This window comes from Pandoraea sp. NE5 (assembly GCF_024363545.1).
Taxonomy (GTDB): domain Bacteria; phylum Pseudomonadota; class Gammaproteobacteria; order Burkholderiales; family Burkholderiaceae; genus Pandoraea; species Pandoraea cepalis.
The window spans coordinates 4,842,905-4,867,485 of record NZ_AP025517.1 but is presented as its reverse complement, the minus strand read 5'-3'; the positions used below and the strand labels follow the sequence as shown (position 1 = coordinate 4,867,485).

The 24,581-nt window shown below is 63.2% G+C and carries 26 protein-coding genes; 14 read left to right on the top strand and 12 right to left on the bottom strand.

Going from position 1 to position 24,581, the window contains the following annotated elements:
- Nucleotides 1-47: 47 nt before the first annotated feature.
- The 5 genes from PanNE5_RS22070 to PanNE5_RS22050 form a co-directional block, all read right to left on the bottom strand.
- Nucleotides 48-1,202, bottom strand: coding sequence for a PA0069 family radical SAM protein (locus tag PanNE5_RS22070; protein WP_261938814.1), 1,155 nt, complete (start codon nt 1,200-1,202; stop codon nt 48-50).
- A 187-nt stretch (nt 1,203-1,389) separates the two neighbouring features.
- Nucleotides 1,390-2,322, bottom strand: coding sequence for a Rossmann-like and DUF2520 domain-containing protein (locus PanNE5_RS22065; protein ID WP_261938813.1), 933 nt, complete (start codon nt 2,320-2,322; stop codon nt 1,390-1,392).
- A gap of 9 nt (nt 2,323-2,331) precedes the next feature.
- On the bottom strand, nt 2,332-2,781 hold the full coding sequence (locus PanNE5_RS22060) for a hypothetical protein (RefSeq protein ID WP_130025498.1): 450 nt from the start codon (nt 2,779-2,781) through the stop codon (nt 2,332-2,334).
- A gap of 9 nt (nt 2,782-2,790) precedes the next feature.
- Nucleotides 2,791-3,591, bottom strand: a complete 801-nt coding sequence (locus PanNE5_RS22055) for an META and DUF4377 domain-containing protein (RefSeq protein ID WP_198288715.1) — start codon at nt 3,589-3,591, stop codon at nt 2,791-2,793.
- 196 nt (nt 3,592-3,787) lie between these two features.
- Nucleotides 3,788-4,864 (bottom strand): PQQ-dependent sugar dehydrogenase, encoded by a 1,077-nt coding sequence (locus PanNE5_RS22050; protein WP_261939890.1) that lies wholly within the window; start codon nt 4,862-4,864, stop codon nt 3,788-3,790.
- Between the two features lie 328 nt (nt 4,865-5,192).
- On the opposite strand from PanNE5_RS22050, the gene rpsP reads away from it, so the two are divergent.
- The 6 genes from rpsP to PanNE5_RS22020 all read left to right on the top strand — a co-directional run bounded on the left by rpsP (nt 5,193) and on the right by PanNE5_RS22020 (nt 9,538).
- The gene (gene rpsP / locus PanNE5_RS22045) at nt 5,193-5,444 is read left to right on the top strand and encodes a 30S ribosomal protein S16 (protein ID WP_017234865.1); all 252 of its coding nucleotides are present in this window, start codon (nt 5,193-5,195) and stop codon (nt 5,442-5,444) included.
- Nucleotides 5,445-5,573: 129 nt separating this feature from the next.
- Nucleotides 5,574-6,224: a ribosome maturation factor RimM gene (gene rimM / locus PanNE5_RS22040; RefSeq protein WP_232424674.1), complete on the top strand. Its 651-nt coding sequence runs from the start codon at nt 5,574-5,576 to the stop codon at nt 6,222-6,224.
- 60 nt (nt 6,225-6,284) lie between these two features.
- Nucleotides 6,285-7,055, top strand: a complete 771-nt coding sequence (gene trmD, locus PanNE5_RS22035; protein ID WP_150563103.1) for a tRNA (guanosine(37)-N1)-methyltransferase TrmD — start codon at nt 6,285-6,287, stop codon at nt 7,053-7,055.
- 103 nt (nt 7,056-7,158) lie between these two features.
- Entirely contained in the window at nt 7,159-7,545 is a 387-nt protein-coding gene (gene rplS, locus PanNE5_RS22030; RefSeq protein WP_017234868.1) for a 50S ribosomal protein L19, read from the top strand.
- A 232-nt stretch (nt 7,546-7,777) separates the two neighbouring features.
- A complete protein-coding gene (locus PanNE5_RS22025; RefSeq protein WP_026132134.1) occupies nt 7,778-8,464 on the top strand; it encodes a CoA pyrophosphatase in 687 nt (228 codons plus the stop codon).
- A 135-nt stretch (nt 8,465-8,599) separates the two neighbouring features.
- Complete coding sequence (locus PanNE5_RS22020; RefSeq protein ID WP_261938812.1) at nt 8,600-9,538, top strand: CobD/CbiB family protein; 939 nt, start codon at nt 8,600-8,602, stop codon at nt 9,536-9,538.
- A gap of 88 nt (nt 9,539-9,626) precedes the next feature.
- Here PanNE5_RS22020 and rsgA read toward each other — a convergent pair whose 3' ends face one another.
- A complete protein-coding gene (gene rsgA / locus PanNE5_RS22015; RefSeq protein WP_261938811.1) occupies nt 9,627-10,568 on the bottom strand; it encodes a ribosome small subunit-dependent GTPase A in 942 nt (313 codons plus the stop codon).
- Nucleotides 10,565-11,812 carry a M48 family metallopeptidase gene (locus tag PanNE5_RS22010; RefSeq protein ID WP_130025503.1) on the bottom strand — a complete coding sequence of 416 codons (1,248 nt, stop codon included), beginning with the start codon at nt 11,810-11,812 and terminating at the stop codon, nt 10,565-10,567. Before PanNE5_RS22010 ends, rsgA begins: the two co-directional genes overlap by 4 nt.
- Before the next feature lie 103 nt (nt 11,813-11,915).
- Between PanNE5_RS22010 and orn the strand changes: the two genes are divergently transcribed.
- A complete protein-coding gene (orn, locus tag PanNE5_RS22005) occupies nt 11,916-12,554 on the top strand; it encodes an oligoribonuclease (protein WP_017234873.1) in 639 nt (212 codons plus the stop codon).
- A 96-nt stretch (nt 12,555-12,650) separates the two neighbouring features.
- Here orn and mog read toward each other — a convergent pair whose 3' ends face one another.
- On the bottom strand, nt 12,651-13,271 hold the full coding sequence (gene mog, locus PanNE5_RS22000; RefSeq protein WP_017234874.1) for a molybdopterin adenylyltransferase: 621 nt from the start codon (nt 13,269-13,271) through the stop codon (nt 12,651-12,653).
- Complete coding sequence (yjgA, locus tag PanNE5_RS21995; RefSeq protein WP_017234875.1) at nt 13,271-13,876, bottom strand: ribosome biogenesis factor YjgA; 606 nt, start codon at nt 13,874-13,876, stop codon at nt 13,271-13,273. The genes mog and yjgA overlap by 1 nt, the downstream gene beginning before the upstream one ends.
- 115 nt (nt 13,877-13,991) lie before the next feature.
- Between yjgA and pmbA the strand changes: the two genes are divergently transcribed.
- The 7 genes from pmbA to PanNE5_RS21960 all read left to right on the top strand — a co-directional run bounded on the left by pmbA (nt 13,992) and on the right by PanNE5_RS21960 (nt 21,797).
- Nucleotides 13,992-15,350, top strand: a complete 1,359-nt coding sequence (pmbA, locus tag PanNE5_RS21990; RefSeq protein WP_017234876.1) for a metalloprotease PmbA — start codon at nt 13,992-13,994, stop codon at nt 15,348-15,350.
- A gap of 218 nt (nt 15,351-15,568) precedes the next feature.
- A complete protein-coding gene (locus tag PanNE5_RS21985) occupies nt 15,569-16,720 on the top strand; it encodes an ABC transporter substrate-binding protein (RefSeq protein ID WP_017234877.1) in 1,152 nt (383 codons plus the stop codon).
- Nucleotides 16,721-16,850: 130 nt separating this feature from the next.
- On the top strand, nt 16,851-17,732 hold the full coding sequence (locus PanNE5_RS21980) for a branched-chain amino acid ABC transporter permease (protein ID WP_017234878.1): 882 nt from the start codon (nt 16,851-16,853) through the stop codon (nt 17,730-17,732).
- 13 nt (nt 17,733-17,745) lie between these two features.
- Nucleotides 17,746-18,621 carry a branched-chain amino acid ABC transporter permease gene (locus PanNE5_RS21975; RefSeq protein WP_017234879.1) on the top strand — a complete coding sequence of 292 codons (876 nt, stop codon included), beginning with the start codon at nt 17,746-17,748 and terminating at the stop codon, nt 18,619-18,621.
- Nucleotides 18,622-18,639: 18 nt separating this feature from the next.
- Nucleotides 18,640-19,443, top strand: a complete 804-nt coding sequence (locus tag PanNE5_RS21970; RefSeq protein WP_017234880.1) for an ABC transporter ATP-binding protein — start codon at nt 18,640-18,642, stop codon at nt 19,441-19,443.
- Entirely contained in the window at nt 19,440-20,153 is a 714-nt protein-coding gene (locus PanNE5_RS21965) for an ABC transporter ATP-binding protein (protein ID WP_017234881.1), read from the top strand. The genes PanNE5_RS21970 and PanNE5_RS21965 overlap by 4 nt, the downstream gene beginning before the upstream one ends.
- Nucleotides 20,154-20,357: 204 nt before the next feature.
- Nucleotides 20,358-21,797, top strand: coding sequence for a GGDEF domain-containing protein (locus tag PanNE5_RS21960; RefSeq protein ID WP_017234882.1), 1,440 nt, complete (start codon nt 20,358-20,360; stop codon nt 21,795-21,797).
- A gap of 46 nt (nt 21,798-21,843) precedes the next feature.
- On the opposite strand, the gene PanNE5_RS21955 is transcribed toward PanNE5_RS21960, so the two are convergent.
- From PanNE5_RS21955 to PanNE5_RS21945, 3 genes are read right to left on the bottom strand one after another with little or no spacing between them, the layout of a single operon-like run.
- Entirely contained in the window at nt 21,844-22,332 is a 489-nt protein-coding gene (locus PanNE5_RS21955; protein ID WP_017234883.1) for a dihydrofolate reductase, read from the bottom strand.
- Nucleotides 22,329-23,123 carry a thymidylate synthase gene (locus PanNE5_RS21950; RefSeq protein ID WP_017234884.1) on the bottom strand — a complete coding sequence of 265 codons (795 nt, stop codon included), beginning with the start codon at nt 23,121-23,123 and terminating at the stop codon, nt 22,329-22,331. The genes PanNE5_RS21955 and PanNE5_RS21950 overlap by 4 nt, the downstream gene beginning before the upstream one ends.
- Before the next feature lie 59 nt (nt 23,124-23,182).
- Nucleotides 23,183-24,292, bottom strand: coding sequence for an ABC transporter ATP-binding protein (locus tag PanNE5_RS21945; protein ID WP_261938810.1), 1,110 nt, complete (start codon nt 24,290-24,292; stop codon nt 23,183-23,185).
- Nucleotides 24,293-24,581 lie beyond the last annotated feature (289 nt).

Here is a 24,581-nt window from a genome sequence, read left to right as displayed (position 1 = left end):
GGAGAGCGTCGATAGGCTCAAGTTGCGGTTGCGTCCGGCGTCGCTTTCTAGAAGAGCGGCATTTGCGGGTCGGCCTTGTCGGTCCCGGCCTCAGGGGCTTGCGCGGCGGTTTGCCATCCGTTGGCGACGGCCGAAGTTGCCGGTGCGGGGACCTTGAACTGATCGTTACGCAGCGGTGGTCGCGCCTGATTGAGACCCAACTTGCGGGCGGCCAGATGAAAGCGCTGACGGATCAACTCCGCATGCAAACCGGTGCCGCGCATGCGCGTGCCGAATTCGGAACTGTTGTGCTTGCCGTCGCGCACCTGCTCGATCAGGCTCATGACGTGGCGTGCCCGCAGCGGGTAATGTGCTTCGAGCCACGTCACGAAAACATCGTGAACTTCGCGCGGCAGTCGCAGCATCACATAGCCCGCGTACGTTGCGCCGGCTTGCGCCGCCGTCGTCAGTACGCGTTCGATGTCGAAATCGGTGAGCGCCGGCACGATGGGCGCCACGATCACCCCGGTGGGAATACCCGCGTCCGTCAGCTTTCGGATGGCCTCGATGCGACGTGCCGGGGTATTGGCGCGCGGCTCCATCTTGCGTGCGATCTCCGCATCGAGCGTTCCCACTGAGATGAATACGCGGGCCAGACCACGCTGTGCCATTCGCGACAGGATGTCGATGTCGCGCGCGACCAGCGCGGATTTCGTGGTGATGCCGACGGGATGGCCGAAACGCTCGAGGACTTCCAGCACGCTTCGAGTGATGCCGTATTCACGTTCGATGGGCTGGTACGGGTCGGTGTTTGCGCCGAGTGCGAGCAGGGCGGGCTGATAGCCGCGCTTGCGCAACTCGGCGTCGAGGCGCTCGGCGGCGTTGTGTTTCGCGTAAAGGCGGGTTTCGAAGTCGAGCCCCGGCGACAGGCCGAGATAGGCGTGCGTGGGACGCGCAAAACAATACGCGCAGCCATGCTCGCATCCCCGATACGGGTTGATCGAACGGTCGAAGGGAATGTCCGTCGATTGATTGCGTGAGATGATCGTTCGCGCGTTTTCCAGCGCGACTTGCGTGACGAACTTGACCTCGCATTCTTGGGCCGCATCCGATTCAAGTCGGGTCTCATCGCTTTCGCGCCGGAATTCGGAAAAGCGCGATTCGAGATTGGCGGTAGCGCCTCGGCCCTTACGCGACGGGGGCGGCGCGAATGAGGAAGCCATGACTTGTCTCCTTGATGGCAGTCCGGGGCGCGAAGGCAGGTCGTTCGCGAGGAATGCTTGTCATTATACTGTGTTTTTATACAGTAAATGAGAGGCGAGCATGACGCGGAACGGACTGGCGGGCGAGGCGAGGTGGCGCGGGTGGACGGCGTCGAGCGACTGGATGGGCTGGGGACGCTGGATGTGCTTATGCGTCGCTTTCTGGGGCGGACGGCGGCAAATATGGCGCGATGGCGCGTGCGATGGCGTCGAGTGCGGCGCCGTCAGCGTTCGGGCGTTGACGGGCGAGGTGAATCGCCCGGAGCGTCAGCAGCGAATACAACGTCGCGTGATTGCCGCCCAGCGAGGCAAGCGCTTCGGTGTGGCGGGTGACGATGCCTGCGTCGCCCCGCGACACCGGGCCGGAGAGCGCGCCGGCAAGTCCGCGGTCGCGGGCGGCGGTGAGGGTACCCATGACCAGCGGCCACATGGCGTCTTGGGCGTCGGCTTCCGGCATGCCGATTGCGTGCCAGAGCTGGATAGCTTCATCGAGCAGGCACAGCAGAAAACTGGCGGCGTAATTGGCGCCGGCGTGATATCGCATCCGTTCGCCCGCCGGGATCGACAGGGCGCGGCACCCCATCGCGCTGGCAAGCGCGTGGAGCGTAGCGTTCAGCGGTGCGTCGGCTTCGATGGTGATGGCGCTGCCCGACAGGCGTATCGCGTCGTCATCGAGACCGGCAAAAAGAAACAGCGGGTGGAAGCCGCCAATTTGCGCACCGTGTCGGGTGGCGGCCGCGAGCAGACCAACCTCCGAGGCGCCGCTGCAATGCACCAGTGCCTGCCCGGCGCGCGGCGACAGATGTGCGGCGCACGTGGCGATGGCGTCGTCGGGAACGCTCAGGAAGACAAGGTCCGCGTGGGCGAAGACCGCGTTCATGTCGTTCGGCCGGTGGATTGGCAGGGCCTTACACGCCGGCAAGGCGACCGCGACGCGTTGCGCCGCATCGAGGCGTCGGCTTGCGATCGCCGTCACCTCATACCCCGCACGTGCCGCCGCGAGCGCGAGGGCGCATGCAACGCGACCGGCGCCGATGAAGCCCAGCGTCGGTCGGGAGGGGGCGACGACGAGTGTGGTCATGCTCACGCGTTACTGCGACAGACGGTTCGGCGTGTCGTGCGTTTCGAAATAGGTCTGGAACGCCACGGCGAGACCGACCATCATCAACATCGCACCCACGAACAGCGACACGCTCACGATGATGACGGCGATCCACCCCGAGCGCGATTTGCGCTGGGCGCTGGCGTTGAACTGGGCATCCCAGCGCTCGTCGGGCCGAAGTCCGTAAACAATCGCCGCCAGGAATGCGGAAAACAGCGAGATGGCGCCGAGAATCGTCAGGCCCCATCCGGCGGGAGACTGCAGCTCACTCGTGACCAGCAGCCCCCAACCCGCTACACCGCAGGCCGATCCCACGACATGGGCCCACCCGAAGCGATCGCGCAGACCATACAGATAGAAACGATGCAGGCCCAGCGTGCCGAACAGCATTGCCAGGCCCGCGGTCAGGGTCTTGGATTTATAGGCGACTGCATTCATTGGGATGGGTTATCGGGCTGGCGTTTCGCGAATGACTTCGACCAGCGTCCAGCGCATGCTCGACGCATCGGCGGGCGGATTGACGACGGGTTCGCCGTGGATTTTCACGCGGTATTCTACGCCGGGCTTCCACGAGAAGCCATCGATGTGGGCGTACCAGAGTTCCCACGGCGCTTTCCCGGAATCGTCGGCGTTGCGCACGCGCAGGCACTTTCGCGGCGCGGCGCCCACGCAATCCGCCATTTGCGAATCGACGTCGACAATACGGTCTTCCGTCTTGGTGGCGCTGGCGACCGGACGATCCAGCAACGTCTGCGAGGCGTAGGTCAGGGTCTCGCCATTCGGAGTGCGCAAAATCAACTGCGTGTCGCGGCGTTCGAAACGGGTGACGCGGGGAAGCGTCGTCAGGTAGCGGGCTTCGAAGGCCATCGAGTCCGGGCAAGCCATGCGTGTGGCGGCCGGCGCCTGAAGGCTGACCTGGCCCTTGGCCGGCCCCACCGAGTACTGGCCGAAGATCCGGTTACATCCGCCGGAGCCAGAGAACGCTCCTTTGTCGTTAAAGGTCAGGTTGATGGCGCGGCTTTCCGGCAGACTTGGCAAATCGTCGACACCTTCCCACCGCATCAGTTGCCAGGTGCCGAGGATGTCGGCGGGGGCGGTGGCGGCGGCTGGCGCGCCGGGCGACGCCTGCGATGGACCGGCGCCGCCCGACGGGGCGGCGCAGCCGGCCAACATGGCCGCCGGCACGAGGAGCGTTGCCATATAGGTGGCGAACGAGGCGGGCAGGAAAGAGAGTCGGCGTTGGGTCATGATCATGTCTTGGTGGAATTGCCGAGCGTGCCGGGAGGGCACGATCAGCGAAAGTGTCGCGGCACACGGAGGCGGCGGACGCCGTGCGCAGCCCTGAGTCCATGAAAGGTTGACCGAATGCCGGTCAGTGCAGTTCCTTGCATCGTCATTGCGGTGAGATTCCCGAGTCGATGTCGGTCGTCGTCGTGCGGCCGCGTCACGGTTTCCGATAAGTAATGCGGTAGATCGCGCCGGCCTCATCGTCACTGATCAACAGTGAGCCGTCTGGTAACGTAAGGAGGTCGACAGGGCGGCCCCAGACCGACTCGTCGTCGCCCAGCCAACCTTGCGCGAAGATTTCCTGCCTGGCGACGTTGCCCTTGGCGTCGAGCACGACGCGTACGACCCGGTAGCCGACCTTGCGGCTCCGGTTCCAGGAGCCGTGCTCTGCGATGAACAGACTGCCGCGATAGTCCTTGGGGAACTGTTTGCCGGTGTAAAAGCGTACGCCGAGCGCGGCCACATGGGCGCCAAGCTTTGCCACGGGGGGCGTGAAGTCCGCACAGCGTTTCTCTCGCCCGTATTCGGGATCCGCGATGTCGCCGGCATGGCAGTAAGGGAATCCGAAGTGTTCGCCGATGCGTGTGAGGCGGTTCAGCTCGTCGTCCGGCACGTCGTCGCCGAGTTGATCGCGACCGTTATCGGTGAACCAGAGCGTGCGTGTCCTGGGTTGCCAGTCGAAGCCTACGGTGTTGCGCACGCCACGGGCGACGACCTGCCAGTCGGTGCCGTCCGGCTTCATGCTGCCGATCATCGCGAAGCGGTCGCCGTCGCGCTTGCAGACATTGCACGGTGCGCCCACGCCGACATACAGGCGCTGATCGGGGCCAAATGCGATGTACCGCCAGCCGTGGTGACTTTCGCCAGGAAGCTTGTCGTAGACGACGATCGGTTTGCCGGGATTGTCGAGCCGGCTTTCGATATTGTCGAGCTTGACGATGCGCGAGACGGCCGAGATATAGAGTGCGCCGTTGCGCAATGCCACGCCGACGGGCATGTTCAGCCCGGAGGCGATGGTCTGGACCCTGGCCGCATAGGCGCGCGACGGATCGAGTGTGATGGCATAGACAACGCCTTGTGCGAGGCTGCCGACGAACAAGGTGCCTTTCGGGCCAAGCGTCATGCCGCGGGCGCCGGGCACCCGGTCGGAGAGGACTTCGACGTGAAAGCCGGGCGGCAGGACGAGACGTTCGATGGGAAGGGCGTCGCGCGCCGTGGCGAGGCATGGGGCCATCGCCAGCGCGGCGCCGAAAAACAAACCGACCCGACGCACATGCTTCACAAGATGGATGACTCGCACGGCGACCCGCACTGGCCATTGCGGCCGAGCGGGGCGTTGCCATCCACCGGTCAATCGTTGCATGCTGGACTCGCTTCACGCACAGAATGCGTGCATTGTAGACCAGTGCCTCCCGGAGCCAACGCGGCGGTCTTGTCCCCCAATCCGGGCGCGGCTTGGCGGGGCGCCGCCGGTGTCCGGGGAAGTGTTTGTTTTGACGAGGGTTTTGCGCTATAATGTCGCGTTTTCTGTCCGAACACTTCTGGATTCACAAGGATTTATTATGGTCGTTATCCGCCTGGCTCGCGGCGGCGCGAAGAAGCGCCCGTTTTACAACATCGTTGCAACCGACTCGCGTAACCGTCGCGATGGTCGCTTCATCGAGCGTATTGGCTTCTACAACCCGGTCGCTGCCGAAGGCACGGAAGGTCTGCGTATCGCTCAAGACCGTCTGACGTACTGGCAAGGCGTTGGCGCACAACTGTCGCCGACCGTGGCTCGTCTGATCAAGCAAGGCGCCAAGGCCGCTGCCTAAGCGCTTCGGCTAGTCAAGCTATCAGCATTGCCGTCGGTTTGCCGATGGCATGAGAATTGAACGGCGGTGCCTGCTCCCGAGCGATCTGGGGCGGTCATCGCCGTGTGTTCGTCACAACGTTGGATTGGCATGGTTCGTTCCGCTCGACCCGCACGTGAGCGGGTACCGCTGAAAATCGGTGCTGAGGCGCGCCGCGCCGCCGGCATGCGTGCCGAGCAGGTGCTCGCCCCGGTGACCGAAGTGCCCGACGATCTCGTCGAGCTGGGTTACATTGGCGACGCCTACGGAATTCGTGGCTGGATCAAGGTGCAGCCGCATACGGGCGAGGGCGAAGGGCTCTTGTCCGCCGATTGTTGGTATTTTCGTCGTCCCGGTGAGTCGGCCTACACCAAGGCCAATGTACTGCACAGTCGAGGGCATTCCGGTACCGTGGTCGCGCAATTACGCGGCAGCGAAAACCGGTCGGCCGCCGAGGCGCTCAAGGGCCTTCAGGTCTGGGTGCCGCGCAGTGCGTTTCCGACCGCCGGTGAAGACGAGTTTTACTGGGTGGACCTCATTGGCGCCCAGGTAACGAATCTGCAGGACGAATCGCTGGGCAAGGTCGTCGGGTTGCTCGACAACGGCGTGCACACTGTGTTGCGTGTCGCTTACGAGGCGCCTGCCGTCGACGACAAGTCGGCGAAGACCGCTGAGCGTCTGATCCCGTTCGTCGCCAAATATGTGCAATCCGTCGATATCGAGGCGGGGCGCATTGTGGTCGACTGGGGTCTTGACTACTGAGATACCGATTGATCGCCCGGCCGCTGTGGTGTCCGGGCACCTCTGGACGGAACCGGTTTGATGCAGTTTGACGTCGTCACGCTCTTTCCCGAGATGTTTCGGGCACTGACCGACTGGGGCGTCACCAGCCGGGCGCTCAAGCAGTCGCGCTACGGTCTGCGGTTTTGGAATCCTCGCGATTTCACGCATAACAGCTACCGGACGATCGATGATCGACCGTACGGCGGCGGCCCGGGCATGGTGATGCTCGCCAAGCCGCTCGACGACGCCATCGAGGCCGCAAAGGCTGCGCAGGCGCAAGCCGGCGTACCGCGCGGCCGGGTGTTGCTGATGTCGCCGCAAGGCAAGCCACTGACGCATCGTCGTGTCGTGGAACTGCGCGAACAGGAGCAGGGGTTGATTCTGCTCTGTGGGCGCTACGAAGCCATCGATCAGCGTTTGATCGATCGCGTCGTGGACGAAGAGGTCAGTGTTGGCGATTTCGTGCTGTCGGGCGGAGAGTTGCCCGCCATGGCACTGATGGACTCGCTGATCCGGCTGCTGCCGGGGGCACTGAACGACGAGCAGTCGGCCGAGCAGGACAGTTTCGTCAATGGCCTGCTCGATTGTCCGCATTACACGCGACCCGAAGAGTACGAAGGAGTGCGCGTGCCCGACGTGCTGTTGGGCGGGCATCATGCAGAGATTGAAAAATGGCGACGCCGCGAGGCGTTGACCAATACCTGGCGCAAACGCCCCGATCTGATCGAGAGCGCACGCGCCAACGGATTGCTCAGTCGTGCCGATGAGGCATGGCTGGCAAGCCTGCGGGTCGATACGTCGGCCAAGTAGGTAGCGGGTGTCGTCATGGGGACGGCATTCGGTTTGCACCCATCCTCTGTCGGGGCCGGCATGCCGGTATATAACGCCGATACGATGGCACAAGGAGTGGTAAATGAATCTGATCGCCAAGATCGAGCAGGAAGAAATCGCGCGTTTGACCGCGAACAAGACGATTCCCGAATTCGCCCCGGGCGACACCGTGATCGTCAACGTGAACGTGGTCGAAGGTACGCGCAAGCGCGTTCAGGCATACGAAGGCGTCGTCATCGCCAAGCGTAACCGTGGCCTGAATTCGGCATTCATCGTCCGCAAGATTTCGTCGGGTGAAGGCGTTGAGCGTACGTTCCAGACGTACTCGCCGCTGATCGCCAGCATCGAAGTCAAGCGTCGTGGTGACGTTCGTCGCGCCAAGCTGTACTACCTGCGTGAGCGTTCGGGCAAGTCGGCACGTATCAAGGAAAAGCTCTCGTTCAAGAGCAAGCCCGCTGCCGCCCAGTAAGTCGGACGCCGCTACGCCTGGCGACCTCGTGGCCGGGCGCAGCCAAAGCCGTATGGAAAAGCACCCTTCGGGGTGCTTTTTTCGTTGTGCTGTCTTTCATCGACGCCGATGTTGCGGCGTGTCCTCGTCATCGAACGCCACGAATTGCCGTGCCATTGGCATTTTGTTTGCGTGTACGTGTTTAGGGCTTCCTCGCTAAAATAGCGAAGTTCTCCACCCAGCAAAGGTCTACGTGGCGCCACCTCTGATCCTGCATCCTGAAGCGTTACCCATCGTCTCGACGGGCGAGGGGGAGCCTGCGGTGCCGGCGGAGCGGCTAACGCCCGCCGCGTTGCGTGACCGGCTCGCGAGTCCGCCGATCTGGACGCCGGAGGCTGGCGCGATCGAACTCGCGCCGCCGGCACAATTTACGCCGCGTGCGGCGGCCGTGCTCGTGCCGTTGGTGATGCGCGCGCATGGCACGACTGTGCTGCTGACGCAGCGAACCCAACATCTGAGCACGCACGCCGGGCAAGTGAGTTTTCCTGGCGGTAGCCGCGAGCCCGACGATCTGTCGCCGATCGCCACAGCCTTGCGTGAGTCGCGTGAAGAAATAGGTCTCGATTCGGGGGCGGTGGAAGTGATCGGACGCTTGCCCGACTACGTCACCGGAACCGGCTTTCGTGTTGCGCCGGTCGTGGGCCTGGTCAAGCCGCCGTTCGATCTCATCGCCGATGCCGGTGAAGTTGACGAGATTTTCGAGGTGCCGCTGGATTTCCTGATGGACCCTGCACATCATCAGATCCGCGTCTTCCACTATCAGGTGGGCGAACGCCGGTTTTACGCGATGCCGTATCCGAAGCCCGCGGGAGGTGAATACTTCATTTGGGGCGCAACGGCCGGCATGCTACGTAATTTCTATCAACTCCTGCGGGCCTGACGCGAGAGACCGATCGTTTTCGCGAGTTGTCTGCCTATAGTGTGAAGTGAGTGCGTCGTGCAGGCGCCTGGGGCGGGCATTTGCGAGAAGCTGTGCTATCGTTACACCATTCCGTCTGGTGATCTGAACGCACGCATGACATTCTTTTCGGTACTCCTCGCGCTGATCCTCGAGCAGATGCGTGCCCTCTCCACGCAAAACCCGATCTACAACCTGATTCGCTCCCACGCGACCCATACGTCGCAATCGTTCGATGCCGGGCTACCCCGTCATGGTGTGCTTGCGTGGCTGGTCGTGGTGCTGCCGTTTGTGCTGGCGGTCGGCGTCATCTACTACCTGCTCATGCGGGTCAACATTTTCCTGGGCTTCGCATGGAACGTGCTCATCGTCTACCTGACGATGGGATTCCGGCAGTTCAGTCACTACTTCACGGACATTCACGTTGCGCTGAACAACGATAACGTGAACGAGGCGCGAGAAATCCTGCACCAGTGGATCGGCATCGACACGGTCGACATGCCGGTGGACGAGATCGTGCGCCACACACTGTTGCACGCGGTCATTGCCTCGCATCGCCACGTTTTTGGCGTGTTTTTCTGGTTCCTGATGCCGGTCGGTCCGGCGGGGGCGGTGTTGTACCGTCTCGCCGAATATCTGTCGCGTCGCTGGACGGAGCCCGCGCCCGATCGCAGCCCGGCGTTCGGGGCCTTCGCGCGCAAGGTTTTCTATGGCATCGATTGGGTGCCGGCTCGTTTGACGGCCATCGGTTTCGCCATTGTCGGCAACTTTGAAGACGCCATTTACGCGTGGCGCCACTATGCGAAGCAGTGGCCGAACGAGAACGAAGGCATTCTGCTGGCAGCGGGTAGCGGCGCCCTTGGCGCACGATTGACCGGCCCGCTGGCGGAAGTCTCGAGCGTCGATGCGCTGAATCAAGGCGACGACGCAGTCCTGCCTGTCGGCAGCGAATGCACGCCGCGCACGCTTCAGGCGGCCGTCGGCCTGGTCTGGCGCGCGGTTTTGCTTTGGATGCTCCTGTTGCTGCTGCTGACCCTCGCCGTGTGGTTGGGCTGAGGTTCAAGCGAGAACCCATAAAAAAACCCGCGGAAGCGGGTTTTTTTATGGCCGATTCGCGCGGATCGCTTCGCCGCTGACTGATGCGTCAGTATGGAATCTGTTGCTCCGACTCGTGAACGAGCTGGGCATAGAGCATATGGCGCTGTTGCGAGATGCTTCCGTCGGACACGGCCGCGAGAATAGCGCAACCGGGTTCTTTCAGGTGATGGCAATTGTAGAACCGGCAGCCGGTGAGCCGTGCACGGAACTCGGGGAAGGCGCGCTCCAGTGCCCCTTCCTTGAGGTGATGCAGACCGAATTCCTGAAAGCCTGGCGAATCGATGAGCAGTCCGCCTTCGGGCAGGTGAAAGATTCGCGTGAAGGTCGTCGTGTGCTTGCCTGAGTTCAATACCGTGGAGATCTCGCGCGTTGCGGCATCGGCATCGGGGACGAGCAGGTTCACGAGGCTCGATTTGCCCATGCCCGACTGCCCGAGCAGCAACGACGCTTGATGTGCCAGGCGAGGCAGCAGCAGCGCCTTCGCCCCTTCCGGATCCGCCCGCACGGAAAGTTCCAGCACGTCGTAGCCCAGGGCGCGATACGGCGCCAAGCGCGCGCGCGCCGACGGCAAGGCCTCGGCGACATCGGTCTTGTTGAGCACGATCAGCGGTCTCAGTGCATTGGCTTCCGAGGCGACCAGTGCTCGGCCCAGCAAATCCTCGCTGAAGTACGGCTCGGTGCCCAACATGATGACCAACTGGTCGATGTTGGCGGCGAAGAGCTTGCTCTTGAACTGGTCTGAGCGGTAAAGCAGGTTGCGGCGCGGCAGGATCTCTTCAATCACGCCCTGATCGCCGGTGCGCGCCCAGGCGACTTCGTCGCCGACCGCAATTTCGCTCTTCTTGCCGCGAGGAAAGCACAGCACCGTTTCGCCATCGTCGGCTTCCACGACGTAGTGACGGCCGTGCGCCGCCGTGACTCGGCCGTGACGGCGTTCCTGCGCGGTGGTTTCGGCCGGCGCGGCTTTTCCCTTGAGGCTGCGCTTCATGCGTGCCCCAGCAAACGGTCGATGCGCTGGGAGGCGGGCGGATGCGAATAGTAAAACGCGGTGTAGACGGGGTCGGGCGTGAGCGTCGACGCATTGTCCTGATAAAGCTTGACGAGAGCGTTGACCAGATCGCTGGCTTGCGTCTGGCTGGCGGCGAACGCGTCGGCTTCGAACTCGTGCTTGCGAGATGTCAGGCTGCCGAGCGGGCTGGCGAAAAAGCCGAACACTGGAAGCACGAGGAAGAACAGCACCAGCGCCAACGCGTTGTTGCTGCCGGTCAACGACGGCATTACGCCGAGGTCGGTGTAGAACCATGTGCGGCCGATCAGCCAACCGAGCAGGGCAAGGAATGCCAGCGACAGCACGAAGGCGACGATCAGGCGCTTCGTGATGTGGCGACGCTTGAAGTGGCCCAGCTCGTGGGCCAGCACGGCTTCGATTTCGGCGGGTGAGAGCCGCTCGATGAGCGTATCGAAAAACACGATGCGCTTGGTGCGGCCGAAGCCGCTGAAATAGGCATTGCCGTGTGCCGACCGCTTCGAGCCATCCATCACGAACAAACCGCGCGCCGCGAAGCCGCAGCGCTGCATCAGCCCCTCGATGCGCTGCGCCAGCGACACGTCCGAGAGCGGTTCGAACTTATTGAACATCGGCGCGATGACGTGCGGGAAGATGAACTGCACAAACAGATTGAAGCCCACCCAGACCACCCACGTGTACAGCCACCACAACGGTCCTGCGCGCTCCATGAGCCACAGCACGGCGAACAGCAGCGGCAGTCCGAGCAAGACGCCGATGGCGGTGGCCTTGATCATATCGGCAATGAACAGCCCGAGCGACATGCGGTTGAAGCCGAAACGCTGTTCGATCACGAACTGCCGCACGTAAGTAAAGGGCAGATCGACGAGGCCGGAAATCAACAGCACGGCGGCGATCAATGCGATCTGACCCAGATAGCCCTCGCCGAGCCACTCGGTCACGCCGATATGCAGCAGGTTCAGCCCGCCGAGCAGCGTGAAAGCGACGAGCAGCACCGCCTGGGCAAAGATCTCGGCCATACCCAGACGGGTGCGGGCGACCGTGTAATCGGCGGCCCGCTGATGGTCGGTCAGTGTGATCGTACTGGCAAATCGCTCGGGAACAGCCGCCCGATGGGTGACCACATGGCGGATCTGACGAGCGGCCAGCCAAAGCTTGGTCATGACCATCGCCAGCAGGAAGATCACGAAGAGGTAAGTGAGCATGCGCTTAAGGAGAATCCGAAGTATGCGAGAATTATAAGTTCTTTCGACCGGTGGGACGCCCTTGCCGGTCGCCTACCGACGCGTTTTCCAGAGTCTTCCGACCATGTCTGTCATTCCATCCCAACATCCCACGTCTGCCGATGCCGAGACGACGCTTGCGCGCGCCGAGTTCAATCTGGTCTGGCTCGATATGGAAATGACCGGCCTGCAGCCCGACAGCGACCGAATCATCGAGGTGGCGGTGGTCGTCACGGATTCCGCGCTGACGCGCCGCATCGAGGGGCCGGTGTTCGCGATCCATCAAACGGACGCCGTGCTCGACGCAATGGACGACTGGAACAAGTCGACACATGGGCGCTCGGGGCTGATCGAACGCGTGAAGGCATCGGCGGTCGACGAGGCGTCTGCCGAAGCGCAACTGATCGAGTTCCTCTCGCAGTACGTGCCGCCCAACAAGTCGCCGATGTGCGGCAATTCGATCTGTCAGGATCGCCGTTTCATGGCGCGTTACATGCCCAGGCTCGAGGCGTTCTTTCACTACCGGAACCTGGATGTCAGCACGCTCAAGGAACTGTGCCGCCGCTGGGAACCCACGGTCTACAAGGGCTTCACCAAGCGCGCCGCCCACACGGCGATGGCCGACATTCACGAGTCGATCGACGAACTGGTGTACTACCGCGAGCATTTCCTGAAGACGACCGTACCCGGCGCGCCCGAGGCGGCCGCGCCCACTTCGGCCTGATCTTCCCCACAGACGCTTCACAACGCCAGCCATATCGCTGGCGTTGTGCTTTGGATGTTCGAACCGAATGGCCCGGAACGTCCTGTCGTCAGTCCATCAGGCGGGTTTCGGGGCGCGAATGGCGCTCTTGGGACGGAAGGCCTTGCAGACGGCGTCGTCGGTCTCGATGTAAGGTCCGCCGATCAGGTCGATGCAATACGGCACGGCGGCAAAAATGCCGGGCACGATCGACGTTCCGTCCATATCGCGCAACCCTTCGAGCGTTTCCTTGATCGACTTGGGCTGCCCGGGCAGGTTGATGATGAGCGCGGCACGCGCCGGGTTCTCGCGGATCACGGCGACCTGACGCGACAGGATGGCCGTCGGTACGAAGCGCAGGCTGATCTGACGCATCTGCTCTCCGAAGCCGGGCATCTCCTTCGTACCGGCCCGCAATGTGGCCTCCGGCGTGACGTCGCGTCGTGCAGGGCCTGTGCCGCCGGTGGTGAGCACCAGATCGCACTGCATCGTGTCGACCAGATCGATAAGCGTAGCGGTAATGCCGTCGGCATCGTCGGGAATCAGGCGAGTTTCCGCCACCCAGGGGGACCGGAGCGCGGCGCCAAGCCAGGCCTGGAGCGCCGGAATGCCCTGGTCGTCATAGGTACCCTGACTCGCTCGATCGCTGATCGAGACGAGGCCTACGCGAAGTTCGTCCGGATGGGAGCGGGCGACCATCAATCTTCCTCGCGCGTTGGGAATTCCGGCAGTTCGTTCTCGACGTCGTCTGAAGTTTCGGCGTGGGACGATCCGGTGCCCAGCAGATCCTTGAGCGCCTGGAACAGCTCGCGGAAGGCTTTGGGCGGCTTTTGCGCGGCCTGCTCACGGCGGGCATTGCGAATCAGTGTGCGCAGCTGCTGGGCATCGGCCTGCGGGTGCTGGGCGAGCAGCTCGGTGAGCGCCTCGTCCTTGGCCAGCAGGCGCTCGCGCCAGCGCTCGAGCGCATGCAGCTTGGCCGTTTCCGCCTTCGAGACGCCTTTGATGACGTCGAGGGCGCGGCGAATCGCTTCGACTTCCGACTCATGCAGCGTGCGCATTTGCTTGCCCACGTACTGCATCTGGCGGCGGCGGCCTTCGTGTGCGGTGATCTTGCGGCAGTCCTTGACGGCGCGTTCGAGGTTCTCGGGCATCGGCACGCGGGCGAGCGCGTCCTTGGCCAGATTGACCAGTTCTTCGCCAAGATCCTGCAAGGCATGCGACTCGCGCTTGCGTTGGGATTTGCTCGGGCCTTCGTCGGGAAGCTCGGCGTGGGCGATTTGGTTAAAGCGTTGAGTGTGCGTCATGAGCGCTATTGTAGCGCGGCGCGCGGCGTCCAAATAGTTGCCGTGCCGACGCACGGCGGCGGGGAAGTCGCGCTAAGATGGCGGTTCCTATTCAGCCACTGACCGAATCGCGCCGATGTCCCAAGCGACCCAGCATTTCACGCATACCCAGGATCAACTCAAGGAAATTGTCAGCGACGTACTGCAATACGCCCGTTCGCTCGGCGCCACCGATGCCGCGGCTGAGATCTCCGAGGGCGACGGCTTGTCGGTCTCGGTGCGTCGCGGCAAGGTCGAGACCATTGAGCGCAATCGCGACAAGCTGGTGGGCGTGACGGTATTCATCGGTCAGCGCCGCGGCAATGCCAGCACGTCCGACTTCTCGCGCAAGGCGCTGCACGACACGGTCGATGCGGCCTATAACATTGCCCGCTTTACGGCCGAAGACGACTGCGCCGGGCTTGCCGAGTCCGAACTGCTGGAGATGCATCCGCAGGACCTGTCGTTGTTTCACCCGTGGCGCATTTCGGCCGACGACGCGGTCGAATTGGCGCGTCGCGCCGAGACGGCGGCATTCGAGGTGAGTCCGCTCATCCGAAATTCCGAAGGCGCGGGCGTGTCGGCCCAGCACTCGCAATTCATGCTGGGGACGACTCGCGGCTTCCTGTCGGGATATCCGTATTCGCGACACTATCTTTCGGTCTCGCCGATTGCCGGATCTGGCCGCCATATGCAGCGCGACGATTGGTATTCGTCCAAGCGCGCCGCCGAAGACCTGGCCTCGCCCGAAACGGTCGGCCGCTACGCCGCCGAGCGCGCGCTGGCCCGCCTGCACGCGCGCAAGCTGTCCACGCGCAAGTGCGCCGTGCTGTTCGAGGCACCGCTCGCCGCCGGTCTGCTGGGGGCGTTCGTGCAGGGTGTGAGCGGTGGCGCACTGTATCGCAAGGCCACGTTCCTCGTTGACACCCTCGGCAAGCCGGTGTTTGCCGATCATGTCGGCATTTACGAGGATCCGCACGTGCCGCGCGCCATGGGCAGCGCCCCGTACGACGAAGAAGGCGTGAGAACGCGCGCCCGTGACGTGGTGAGCGATGGCGTGGTGCAGGGCTACTTCCTGTCGACCTATTCGGCCCGAAAGCTCGGCATGCAGACGACCGGCAACGCGGGCGGCTCGCACAACCTGCGCATGTACAGCAAGCTCACCGCACCGACGGACGACTTTCGAGCGATGCTGCGCAAGCTCGGCACCGGCCTGCTCGTGACCGAACTGATGGGGCAGGGCGTGAACTATGTGACGGGCGATTATTCGCGCGGCGCCTCGGGCTTCTGGGTGGAGAACGGCGAAATTCAGTATCCGGTCGAGGAGATCACGCTGGCCGGCAACCTGAACGACATGTTCCGCCAGATCGTCGCGATTGGGGCCGATGCCCTGGTGCGCGGTACCAAGGAGGTCGGGTCAATCCTGATTGAACAAATGACCATCGCCGGTCATTGATGCTGCGAATCGCCGTTGCGGCGCCATAAACGCGTTGCATTTGTGCGCCGCAACGGGGCAAAACCCCATTTGCCGTGTCCGGTAAAGGTAGTTTGCGTTATGCTTAGGGGTTTTCTTAAGCCGTGGCTTAAGAACAGACGCGGTAGTTAGGGTAATGGGCGCGCTCATAAGGCGCGCCTTCTCATAACTAGAGACCAGGAATCGGAGGAAGAAGACTCATGAAAAGCACCATGACCAAGTTGCTGAGCGCGCTTGTCGCTACTGGGATGGTGGCTGCGGCCCACGCAGCCGATCTGAAGATCGGCGTGGCCGAGGCACTGTCGGGCGGTGCGGCGCAATATGGCGCCGCCATCAAGAACGGTTTCCAGCTCGCGGCGGACGAAATCAACGCCGCCGGCGGCATCAACGGCAACAAGCTCGTACTGCAGGTCGAAGACGAGCAGGGCAAGAAAGAAGAGGCGATCAACGTCTTCAAGAAGCTGATCTTCCAGGACAAGGTGCTGATGGTTTTCGGCCCGACGTTGTCGAACTCGGCGCAGGCGGCCGATCCGATCGCGCAAGCGGCCAAGACCGTGGCGTTCGGCACGTCGAATACGGCTGACGGCATTACGTCCATCGGCGACTACATCTTCCGCAACTCCGTGACGGAAGCCGACGTGCTGCCCGAGACCATCAAGGTCGCGACCAAGCACACGGGCATCAAGAAAGTCGCGGTGCTGTATGGCAACGACGACGTGTTCACCAAGAGCGGCTACGACAACTTCAAGAAGGCGCTGGCCGATCTGAAGATCCCGGTCACGACGACCGAGACGTTTGCCAAGGGTGACGTGGACTTCAAGGCACAGCTCACGAAGATCAAGGCGAGCAACCCGGACGCCATCGTGCTGTCGGCACTGATCGCCGAAGGCGCGCCGATCATGGTGCAGGCCCGTCAGTTGGGCATCAACGTGCCGTTCATCGGCGGTAACGGCATGAACTCGGTCAAGGTGTTCGATCTGGCCAAGGGCAGCTCGGATGGCCTGTGGGTGGGGAGCCCGTGGTCGATCGAGAACAGCACGCCGGCCAACACGAAGTTCATCAGCGCCTACAAGGCGAAGTACAACGTGGCCCCGGACCAGTTCGCGGCGCAAGCCTATGACGCGATGTATATCGCGGCGGGCGCAATCAAGAGCGTGAAGATCTCGGGCAACCTGGATGCCGACCGCAAGGCGCTGCGCGACGCGCTGCCGAAGGTCACACACGACGGCGCTACGGGCAAGTTTGCGTTCCGTCAGGCCATGGGCAAGAACGGCAAGCCGGCCGGCTACGATGCACAACAGGCGCCTATCGTCAGCGTGACGAAGGGTACCAAGTACGTCATCGAGAAGTAAGCAGCCCGGCAGTACTTGAAGAAGTCCGCATGGGCGTAGAGCTGAAAGGCGCTACGCCCATCGGCGTTTCTGGCGCACGCCGTACCCCCGTGCGGCGCGTGTCCCCGTCCCTCAGGCTGGAATAGACACCATGCTGGAACAGCAACTCGTCAACGCACTCTCCCTAGGGTGCGTGTACGCCTTGTTCGCGCTCGGGTTCACCCTCGTGTTCGGCATCCTCGGCGTTATCAATCTCTCGCACGGCGCGGTCTTCATGGTCGGCGCCTATGCGGCGCTGCAAGCCGTCGTGCGTCTTCATCTGCCGCTGTGGGCGGCTATCGTCACGGCGGTCGTGGTGGCTGGCCTGGTCGGCCTGCTCATCGACGTGCTGGTGCTCAAACCGCTGCGCAAACGCGGTGCGCCTCACCTGATTCCGATGATTGCCACCATTGGCGTGGGCATTCTGCTCAACAACGGTGTGCAAGGTATTTTCGGCGCGGAGAACCTGCGATTCCCGTACGAACTCGTGCCGCAGGACACCCTGACGGTGGCCGGCGTGCACATGACGGTACTGGAACTCGCGATCATCTTCATCTCGTTTGCGCTCATGGCCGTGCTCATTGCCACGATCAAGAAGACGCAACTCGGGCGCGCGCTGCGCGCCATTGCCGAGTCGCCGAAGGCAGCCTACCTGCTCGGGATCAACGTCGAGGGCCTGTTCCTGGCCACGTCGTTTGCCGCGGCGGGGCTGGGCGGCATGGCGGGGGTGCTGATCGGGCTTTACTCCAACGCCGTCTTCCCACTGATGGGGCAGCCGATGCTGCACAAGGGGATCGCGGTCATCATTCTCGGCGGCATGGGCGACATTCGCGGCGCGATGATCGGCGGCCTCTTCCTCGGCTTCGCGGAAGTGTTGTCGGTCGCGTATATCGGCTCGAACATGCGCGACGCCGTGGCATTCGGCCTGTTGTTCCTGATCCTGCTGGTGCGTCCGCAGGGATTGTTCGGCAAAGTGCTCGAACGCAAAGCGTAATCACGGGGGCGCAATGGACTGGTTTAACAATTTCTGGGCGGTTTATAGCAATCTGGTGCTGACATTCGGCACCAATGCGCTGCTGGCCCTGTCGATTTACCTCACGCTCTCGTGCGGCATGCTGGCCATGGCCAATGCCGCGTTCATGGGCATCGGTGCGTACACGGCGGCGTTGCTCACGATGAACTACGACACGCCGTTTGCGGTGTCGTTGGCAGGTGGCATGGCAGCGCCGGCGCTCATCGCGTTCATCATCGGCAAGCCGACGCTGCGTCTGTCGGGCGTGTATCTCGCGATGGCGACGCTGGGCTTCGGCGAAGTTGTGCGTGTGCTGACGCTCAACGCCGAGGGTCTGACCGGCGGTGCGCTGGGCCTGAACGGCATTCCTCAACTCACGCAGTGGTGGCACGTGGCGGGGGCCGTGGTGATCTCGCTCGCCGTGTTGTGGCGCCTGCGCCGCTCCAAAGTGGGCCGTGCCTTCGAAGCCATCAAGGAAGACGAGACGGCGGCGGGCCTCATGGGCATCAACGTCACGGGCTACAAGATGCTGGCGTTCGTGCTGGGGGCGGTGCTCGCCGGGCTGGCCGGGGCACTCAATGCGCATCTGACGTTCTTCATCGGACCGAACGAATTCGGCTTCGACCGTGGCGTGGAGATTCTCACCATGGCGATTCTTGGTGGTATCAACGGGCTCGTGGGGCCGGTGCTCGGCAGCACGATTCTTACGCTGCTGCCCGAATTGCTGCGCGCGTTCGACGCCTTCCGTCTGGTGGTCAACGGCCTGATTCTGGTGCTGATCGTGCTGTTCCTGCCCAAGGGCATTTGGGATCCGGTGCGTTTTCGCCGTTGGTTCCGTGCCGGCAAGACGCGCTCGGCCTCTTCCACGTAAGCGGACGAGGGATACGACATGCTCAAGCTTTCCAATATTTCCAAACGATTCGGTGGCCTGCACGTTCTCCAGGACGTGAACATCGAGGTGCCGCAAGGCACGATCTTCGGCCTGATCGGCCCGAACGGGGCGGGTAAGACGACCGTCTTCAATCTGATCACCGGACTGTTGCAGCCCACGGGCGGCAGCATTACGTTCGACGGCGAGAGTCTCGTGGGGCAGAAGCCGCACAAGATTACGCAGCGCGGCATTGCCCGCACGTTCCAGAACATTCGTGTGTTCAAGGAGATGACGCTGATCGAGAACGTGGTGGTCGGCATGCACCGGCATCTCTCGTATGGCCCGGCGGGCCTGCTGTTCTCGCTGCCAGGGTATCGAGAGATGGAGAAGCGCTCGCGCGAACGCGCGCATGAGTTGCTCTCTTGGGTCAAGCTCGATCACAAGGCGCATGACATCGCCGACAACCTGTCTTATGGCGATCAGCGCAAGCTCGAACTGGCCCGGGCCCTGGCGACCGAGCCCAAGCTGTTGCTGCTCGACGAGCCGGTGGCCGGCATGAACACGGGCGAGAAGGTCGATCTCATGAGCGAGATCGAGAACATCAAGGCGCGCGGTTACACGATCTTCATGATCGAGCACGACATGCGTTTTGTGATGGGCTTGTGCGAGCGCATCGCCGTGCTGAACTTCGGACGCATCATCGCCGAAGGCAGTCCGGACGAGATCAAGCACAACCCGCAGGTCATCGAGGCCTATCTCGGCCGCGATGACGATGACGACGATGCGGCTGCCCTCGCGGCCGGCGCGGAGGACAAGGCATGAGCGCGCTGCTCGAAGTGAAGGGCCTGAAGGTGGCCTATGGGCATATCGAGGCCGTGAAGGGCGTCGATTTTTCGTTGCGCGAGCATGAGATCACCTCGCTCGTTGGCGCCAATGGCGCGGGTAAGTCCACGACGCTGCTCGCCTTGTCGGGGCTCATCAAGAAGCAGGCGGGCACGATTCTCTTCGAAGGCGAGGATGTCGGCGGTCTGGCACCGAACAAGATCGTGCAGCGCGGGCTGGTGCAGGTGGCCGAGGGGCGTGCCACGCTCACGACGATGTCCGTGCGCGAGAACCTGGAGCTTGGCGCTTACACGCGTCGCGACAAGCAGAACGTGAAGGCGGATCTGGACAAGGTGCTGGGGCGTTTCCCACGGCTTGCCGAGCGTATCGAGCAGATGGCCGGTAACTTGTCGGGGGGCGAACAGCAGATGTTGGCGATTGGTCGTGCGTTGATGGCGCGGCCGCGTCTGTTGCTGCTCGATGAACCGTCGATGGGTCTCGCGCCGATCATCGTGCAGGGCATCTTCAGCACCCTCAAGGAAATCAACGCTGAGGGGCTGACCATCTTCCTGGTCGAGCAGAACGTGCGCCAGGCGCTGAAGATTGCGCAACACGGCTACGTGCTCGAGACCGGCAAGGTGGTGCTCGAAGACACGGGGCGCAATCTGCTGGGCAATCCCCGTGTGCTCGAAGCGTATCTGGGCGGTTGAGGTTCGGCCGTGGAGCGGGGGGGGGCGTGGGTGCCGCCCCGATCCGGCTGGAGTGCGGTGTAAGACGGACGGTTGAGCACACCCGTTGGCAGACATGCGGAATTGGTGCATGCTGCGGCTAACCGGTCGTGGGCGGGGGAGATGTGTGCTCAACGCCATGAGTCGTTGGGCCGGCATCGGACACCGAAAATCAAAGGGTATCGTATGGACGCCTTTCTGATGGAGCGTGCAACGCCTGGTCAGCGGGCTTTTGCAGGCTGTCTGGCGATTGTCATTCTCGCTGCCCTGATACTGGCGGCGCCGCAGGCGAGCGCTGCACTCCCGGCGGTTGCGGCTTTCCTGCCCATGTGCGGCCTGACGGTCTTCACGACGGCGACGATCGCGTCGTTCCTGTTGGCGGCACAGTTTCGGGTGAGTCGGCTGCCGGTGTTCGGGCTGCTGTCCGGTGCTTATGCCTTTACTGCATTGACCGTCGCGATGCAACTGCTGACGTTCCCCGGCCTTTTCGCGCCGCACGGGCTGCTCGGGGCGCTCCCGACGACATCCGGCTGGATCTGGGTCATCTGGCATGCGGGGTTCCCCACCCTCGTGCTCATCGCCATGATGGAGCGACGCCGCTTCACCCCGCAGTCCGTGACGCAGTTGCCGCCTGCCGATCGTGCGATGTGGCTGTTCATTGGTCTGCCAATTGGCGTGGGGGTGCTGCTTTGCCTGACGGTGTTGGCCGTGCCGCTGCCGCCCGCGTTGTCACCGGCGAGCGTGCCGGGTGAATTGTCCGTCGGCGGGACCGGCATCGTACTGCTCTTATTGAACCTCGTGGCGCTGAGCGCGGTGCTGGCGATCGGTCGTCTGCGCACGGTGCTCGACGTGTGGGTGGCGCTTGCCATTCTTGCGTGTGTGACGGATACGGTGCTTAGTCTGATAAGCACCGTACGATTCACGCTGGGGTGGTACCTGGCGCGGCTGTTCAGCATGTCGGCGCCGGGGTTGCTTGTCTGCGTGCTGGTGTGGGAAATCACGCGGCTATACCGCGAGCTGTCGCGCGCGCATCTGCGTCTGATCGAATACTCCAACCGCGATGCGCTCACCGGCATCTTCAACCGCCGCTACTTCAACGATCGGTTCCCGAGCGACTTCGATCAGGTCCGCCGCTCGGGCCATCCGTTATCGTTGCTGATGGTCGACGTCGATCACTTCAAGCGCTACAACGACGCCTATGGGCATCCGCTTGGCGACGAATGCCTGGCACATGTGGCGCTCGCCATCATGCGCGCGACGCATCGACCGACGGATCTCGTGGCGCGATACGGCGGCGAGGAATTCGTGGTCGTCCTGCCGGAGACCGACGCGAACGGCGCCTGGTTCGTCGCGTCGCGCGTGACGGAATGCGTTCGGGCGCTGGCGAAACCGGGGCCTGGCGGACAGGGTTACGTGACGGTCAGCGTCGGCTGCGCAACGCATGTGCCGCAGCAGGGCGTCGCGAGCGATACGCCGGAGGGGCTGATCGCATTGGCGGACGACGCGTTATACGCTGCCAAGCGCCTTGGTCGTGACCGTGTACATGTCTCGGAGGGCGCGCCGATAAATGGCGGCGAGCGACCCGGCGCGCTCGCGCAGGCGCCGCGCGAAAACCTGAGCGCGTGAGTCGGAGGCAAAGTTCAAGGACGACGTCTGCACGCGCCCCATCACATCAAATCCGTTCGTAAGTCACAAACGCGTAGTCGAAGTCATTGGGCGCGGGCGAGTGATGGGTCTCGCGTGCGGCTTCGCGCCATTGGGCGGCAGGCAGATCCGGGAAATGCGCGTCGCCTTCGAACGCCTTGGCGATCTCCGTGACGATCACCTTGTCCGCGCTTGCCAGCGCCTCCGCGTACAACTGCGCCCCGCCAATCAGGCAGATTTCCTCGACACCCACGCACAGCCGCATCGCGTCGACGAGCGACCCGGCCACGTCGCAGCCATCGATCTTCAAATCGGGATTGCGTGACACCACAATATTGCGCCGACCCGGCAACGGACGACCGATCGAATCGAACGTCTTGCGTCCCATCACGATTGGCTTGCCCAGCGTCGCGCGCTTGAAATGAGCAAGATCTTCCGGCAGACGCCACGGCAATTGATTGTCCCGCCCGATCACGCCATTCTCGGCGCGTGCGACCACCAGCGTCAGTATCGTCATACGGCCACCGGCGCCTTGATATGCGGATGCGCTTCGTATCCCGTGATATGGAAGTCTTCGAAACGGTAATCGAAGATCGAATCGGGCTTGCGCGAGATCTCGAGCGTCGGCAGCGCCAACGGCTCGCGCGCAAGCTGCGTGCGAACCTGCTCGAGATGGTTGTTGTACAGATGGCAGTCGCCGCCCGTCCAGACGAAATCCCCCACCTCGAGCCCGGTCTGCTGCGCCATCATGTGCGTGAGCATCGCGTAGCTCGCGATGTTGAACGGCACACCCAGGAAAATATCCGCGCTGCGCTGGTAGAGCTGGCACGATAACTTGCCGTCGGCCACATAGAACTGGAAGAACGCATGACACGGCGGCAGCGCCATGCGCGGAATCTCTCCGACATTCCAGGCGGACACGATCAGACGGCGCGAGTCGGGCGTCGTGCGGATTTGCTCGACGAGCTGTGTGATCTGGTCGATATGGCCGCCATCGGGCGTCGGCCACGAGCGCCACTGTGCGCCGTAGACAGGGCCGAGCTCACCCTCGGCATCGGCCCATTCGTTCCAGATGGACACGCCGTTTTCCTGCAGATAGCGCACGTTGGTGCTGCCCTGCAGGAACCACAGGAGTTCGTGCACGATGGACTTGATGTGCACTTTCTTGGTGGTGACGAGCGGGAAACCTTCCTGCAGGTCGAAGCGCATCTGGTAGCCGAACACCGAGCGCGTGCCCGTGCCGGTTCGGTCGGTCTTGTCTGTGCCATGTTCAAGTACATGGCGCATGAAGTCTAGGTACTGTTTCATAGGCCCATCCGTTTTGCCGGATTTTACCAGCCTCCGGGCAACGCCGTGCTGCGCGAGGGTCAGACGTCGGCGACACTCGCCGCGAAAACCACCGGATGCTCGACCGTCAGGCGTACGCCCACGCGCTCGCCCGCCTCGTGGGCCAGTTCACTATCCACGCGAGCGATCACTTCGCGACCCGACGCCAGACGAAGCGTGTAAAGCTGATCGGCCCCGCGAAACGCACGCCGTACCAGCGTCGCTTCGAATGGGCTCGCCGGGTCGTGGGCAATGTCATCTGCGCGCAGCAAAACGTCGACGCTCACGGGATACGTGTCCCTGGCGGCGCTGCGCAGCAGCTTGTCGGCCAGCATGGGCGAGACGGCCAGTTCCCCAAGTTCGAGCGAGATGCCGCCACCGTTGGCATTGCCCCGGAAGGTGCCGGGTATCAACGCGCCGCGTCCGATGAAATCCGCCACCACGCGATTGGCGGGCATGCGCCACAACTCGTGCGCGGGCGACCACTGAGCGATGGCCCCCGCATGCATGACCCCGATGCGATCGGCCATTGCGAACGCTTCATGCTGGTCGTGGGTGACAAGGATCGCCGTCGCGCCGCTCGCCTGGATGATCTCCCGCACCTCGACCGCCAGACGCTCGCGCAAATCGAGATCGAGGTTCGAGAACGGTTCGTCGAGCAACAGCAGTGCCGGGGCGGGGGCCAGGGCGCGCGCGAGCGCTACGCGTTGCTGCTGTCCGCCAGAGAGTTCGTGAGGGTACTTCTTCAACGCCCCCGCCAGCCCCACGCGCTCGGCGAGCCCCTCCACCCGCGCCTGACGCTCGCCCCGCGCCATGCGCCCGATGCCGAAGCCGATGTTGCGCGCAACGTCCAGATGGGGGAACAGCGCGTAGTCCTGGAACACAACACCGACGTGGCGACGCTCCGGCGGCTCGCTGAACTGCGCGTTGGCGACTTCGTGACCATCGAGCACGATGCGCCCGCCCGCCAACGGCTCGAACCCGCACACGGCGCGCAGCACCGTCGTCTTGCCGCAGCCGGACGGGCCGAGCAGACAGCCGATCTCGCCACGCGCCAGCGACAGCGACAAGTCGCATACCGCGGTGTGGACGTGGCCGGCAGTCTCGTAATTTACACAGAGATGGTCGAGCAGCAGGTAGGGCAGGGGCATCGGCGTGGATAAGTGTGAGTCGACGCAAGCACGTCAACGAAGCGTAGTCATGGAAACGAGCCGACGCGAATCGACACGAATGCCCGCAAGGTGGCATTTTCGCGGGAGGCCGGGCACTTTCTGCGGCCGTGCGCGTCAGAGTCGCAATCGCGAATGCGTATAATTTACAACGCTTTAGACCGGCAAGTGCCTACCGGTTCCCCGAAGTCACGCGACGGGCAACGGCTGTGCGCCGTCGCCCGGGGTTTTCCCGCCGCTCGCTCGTCCGCCCCATTTCCGCTACCCGTTA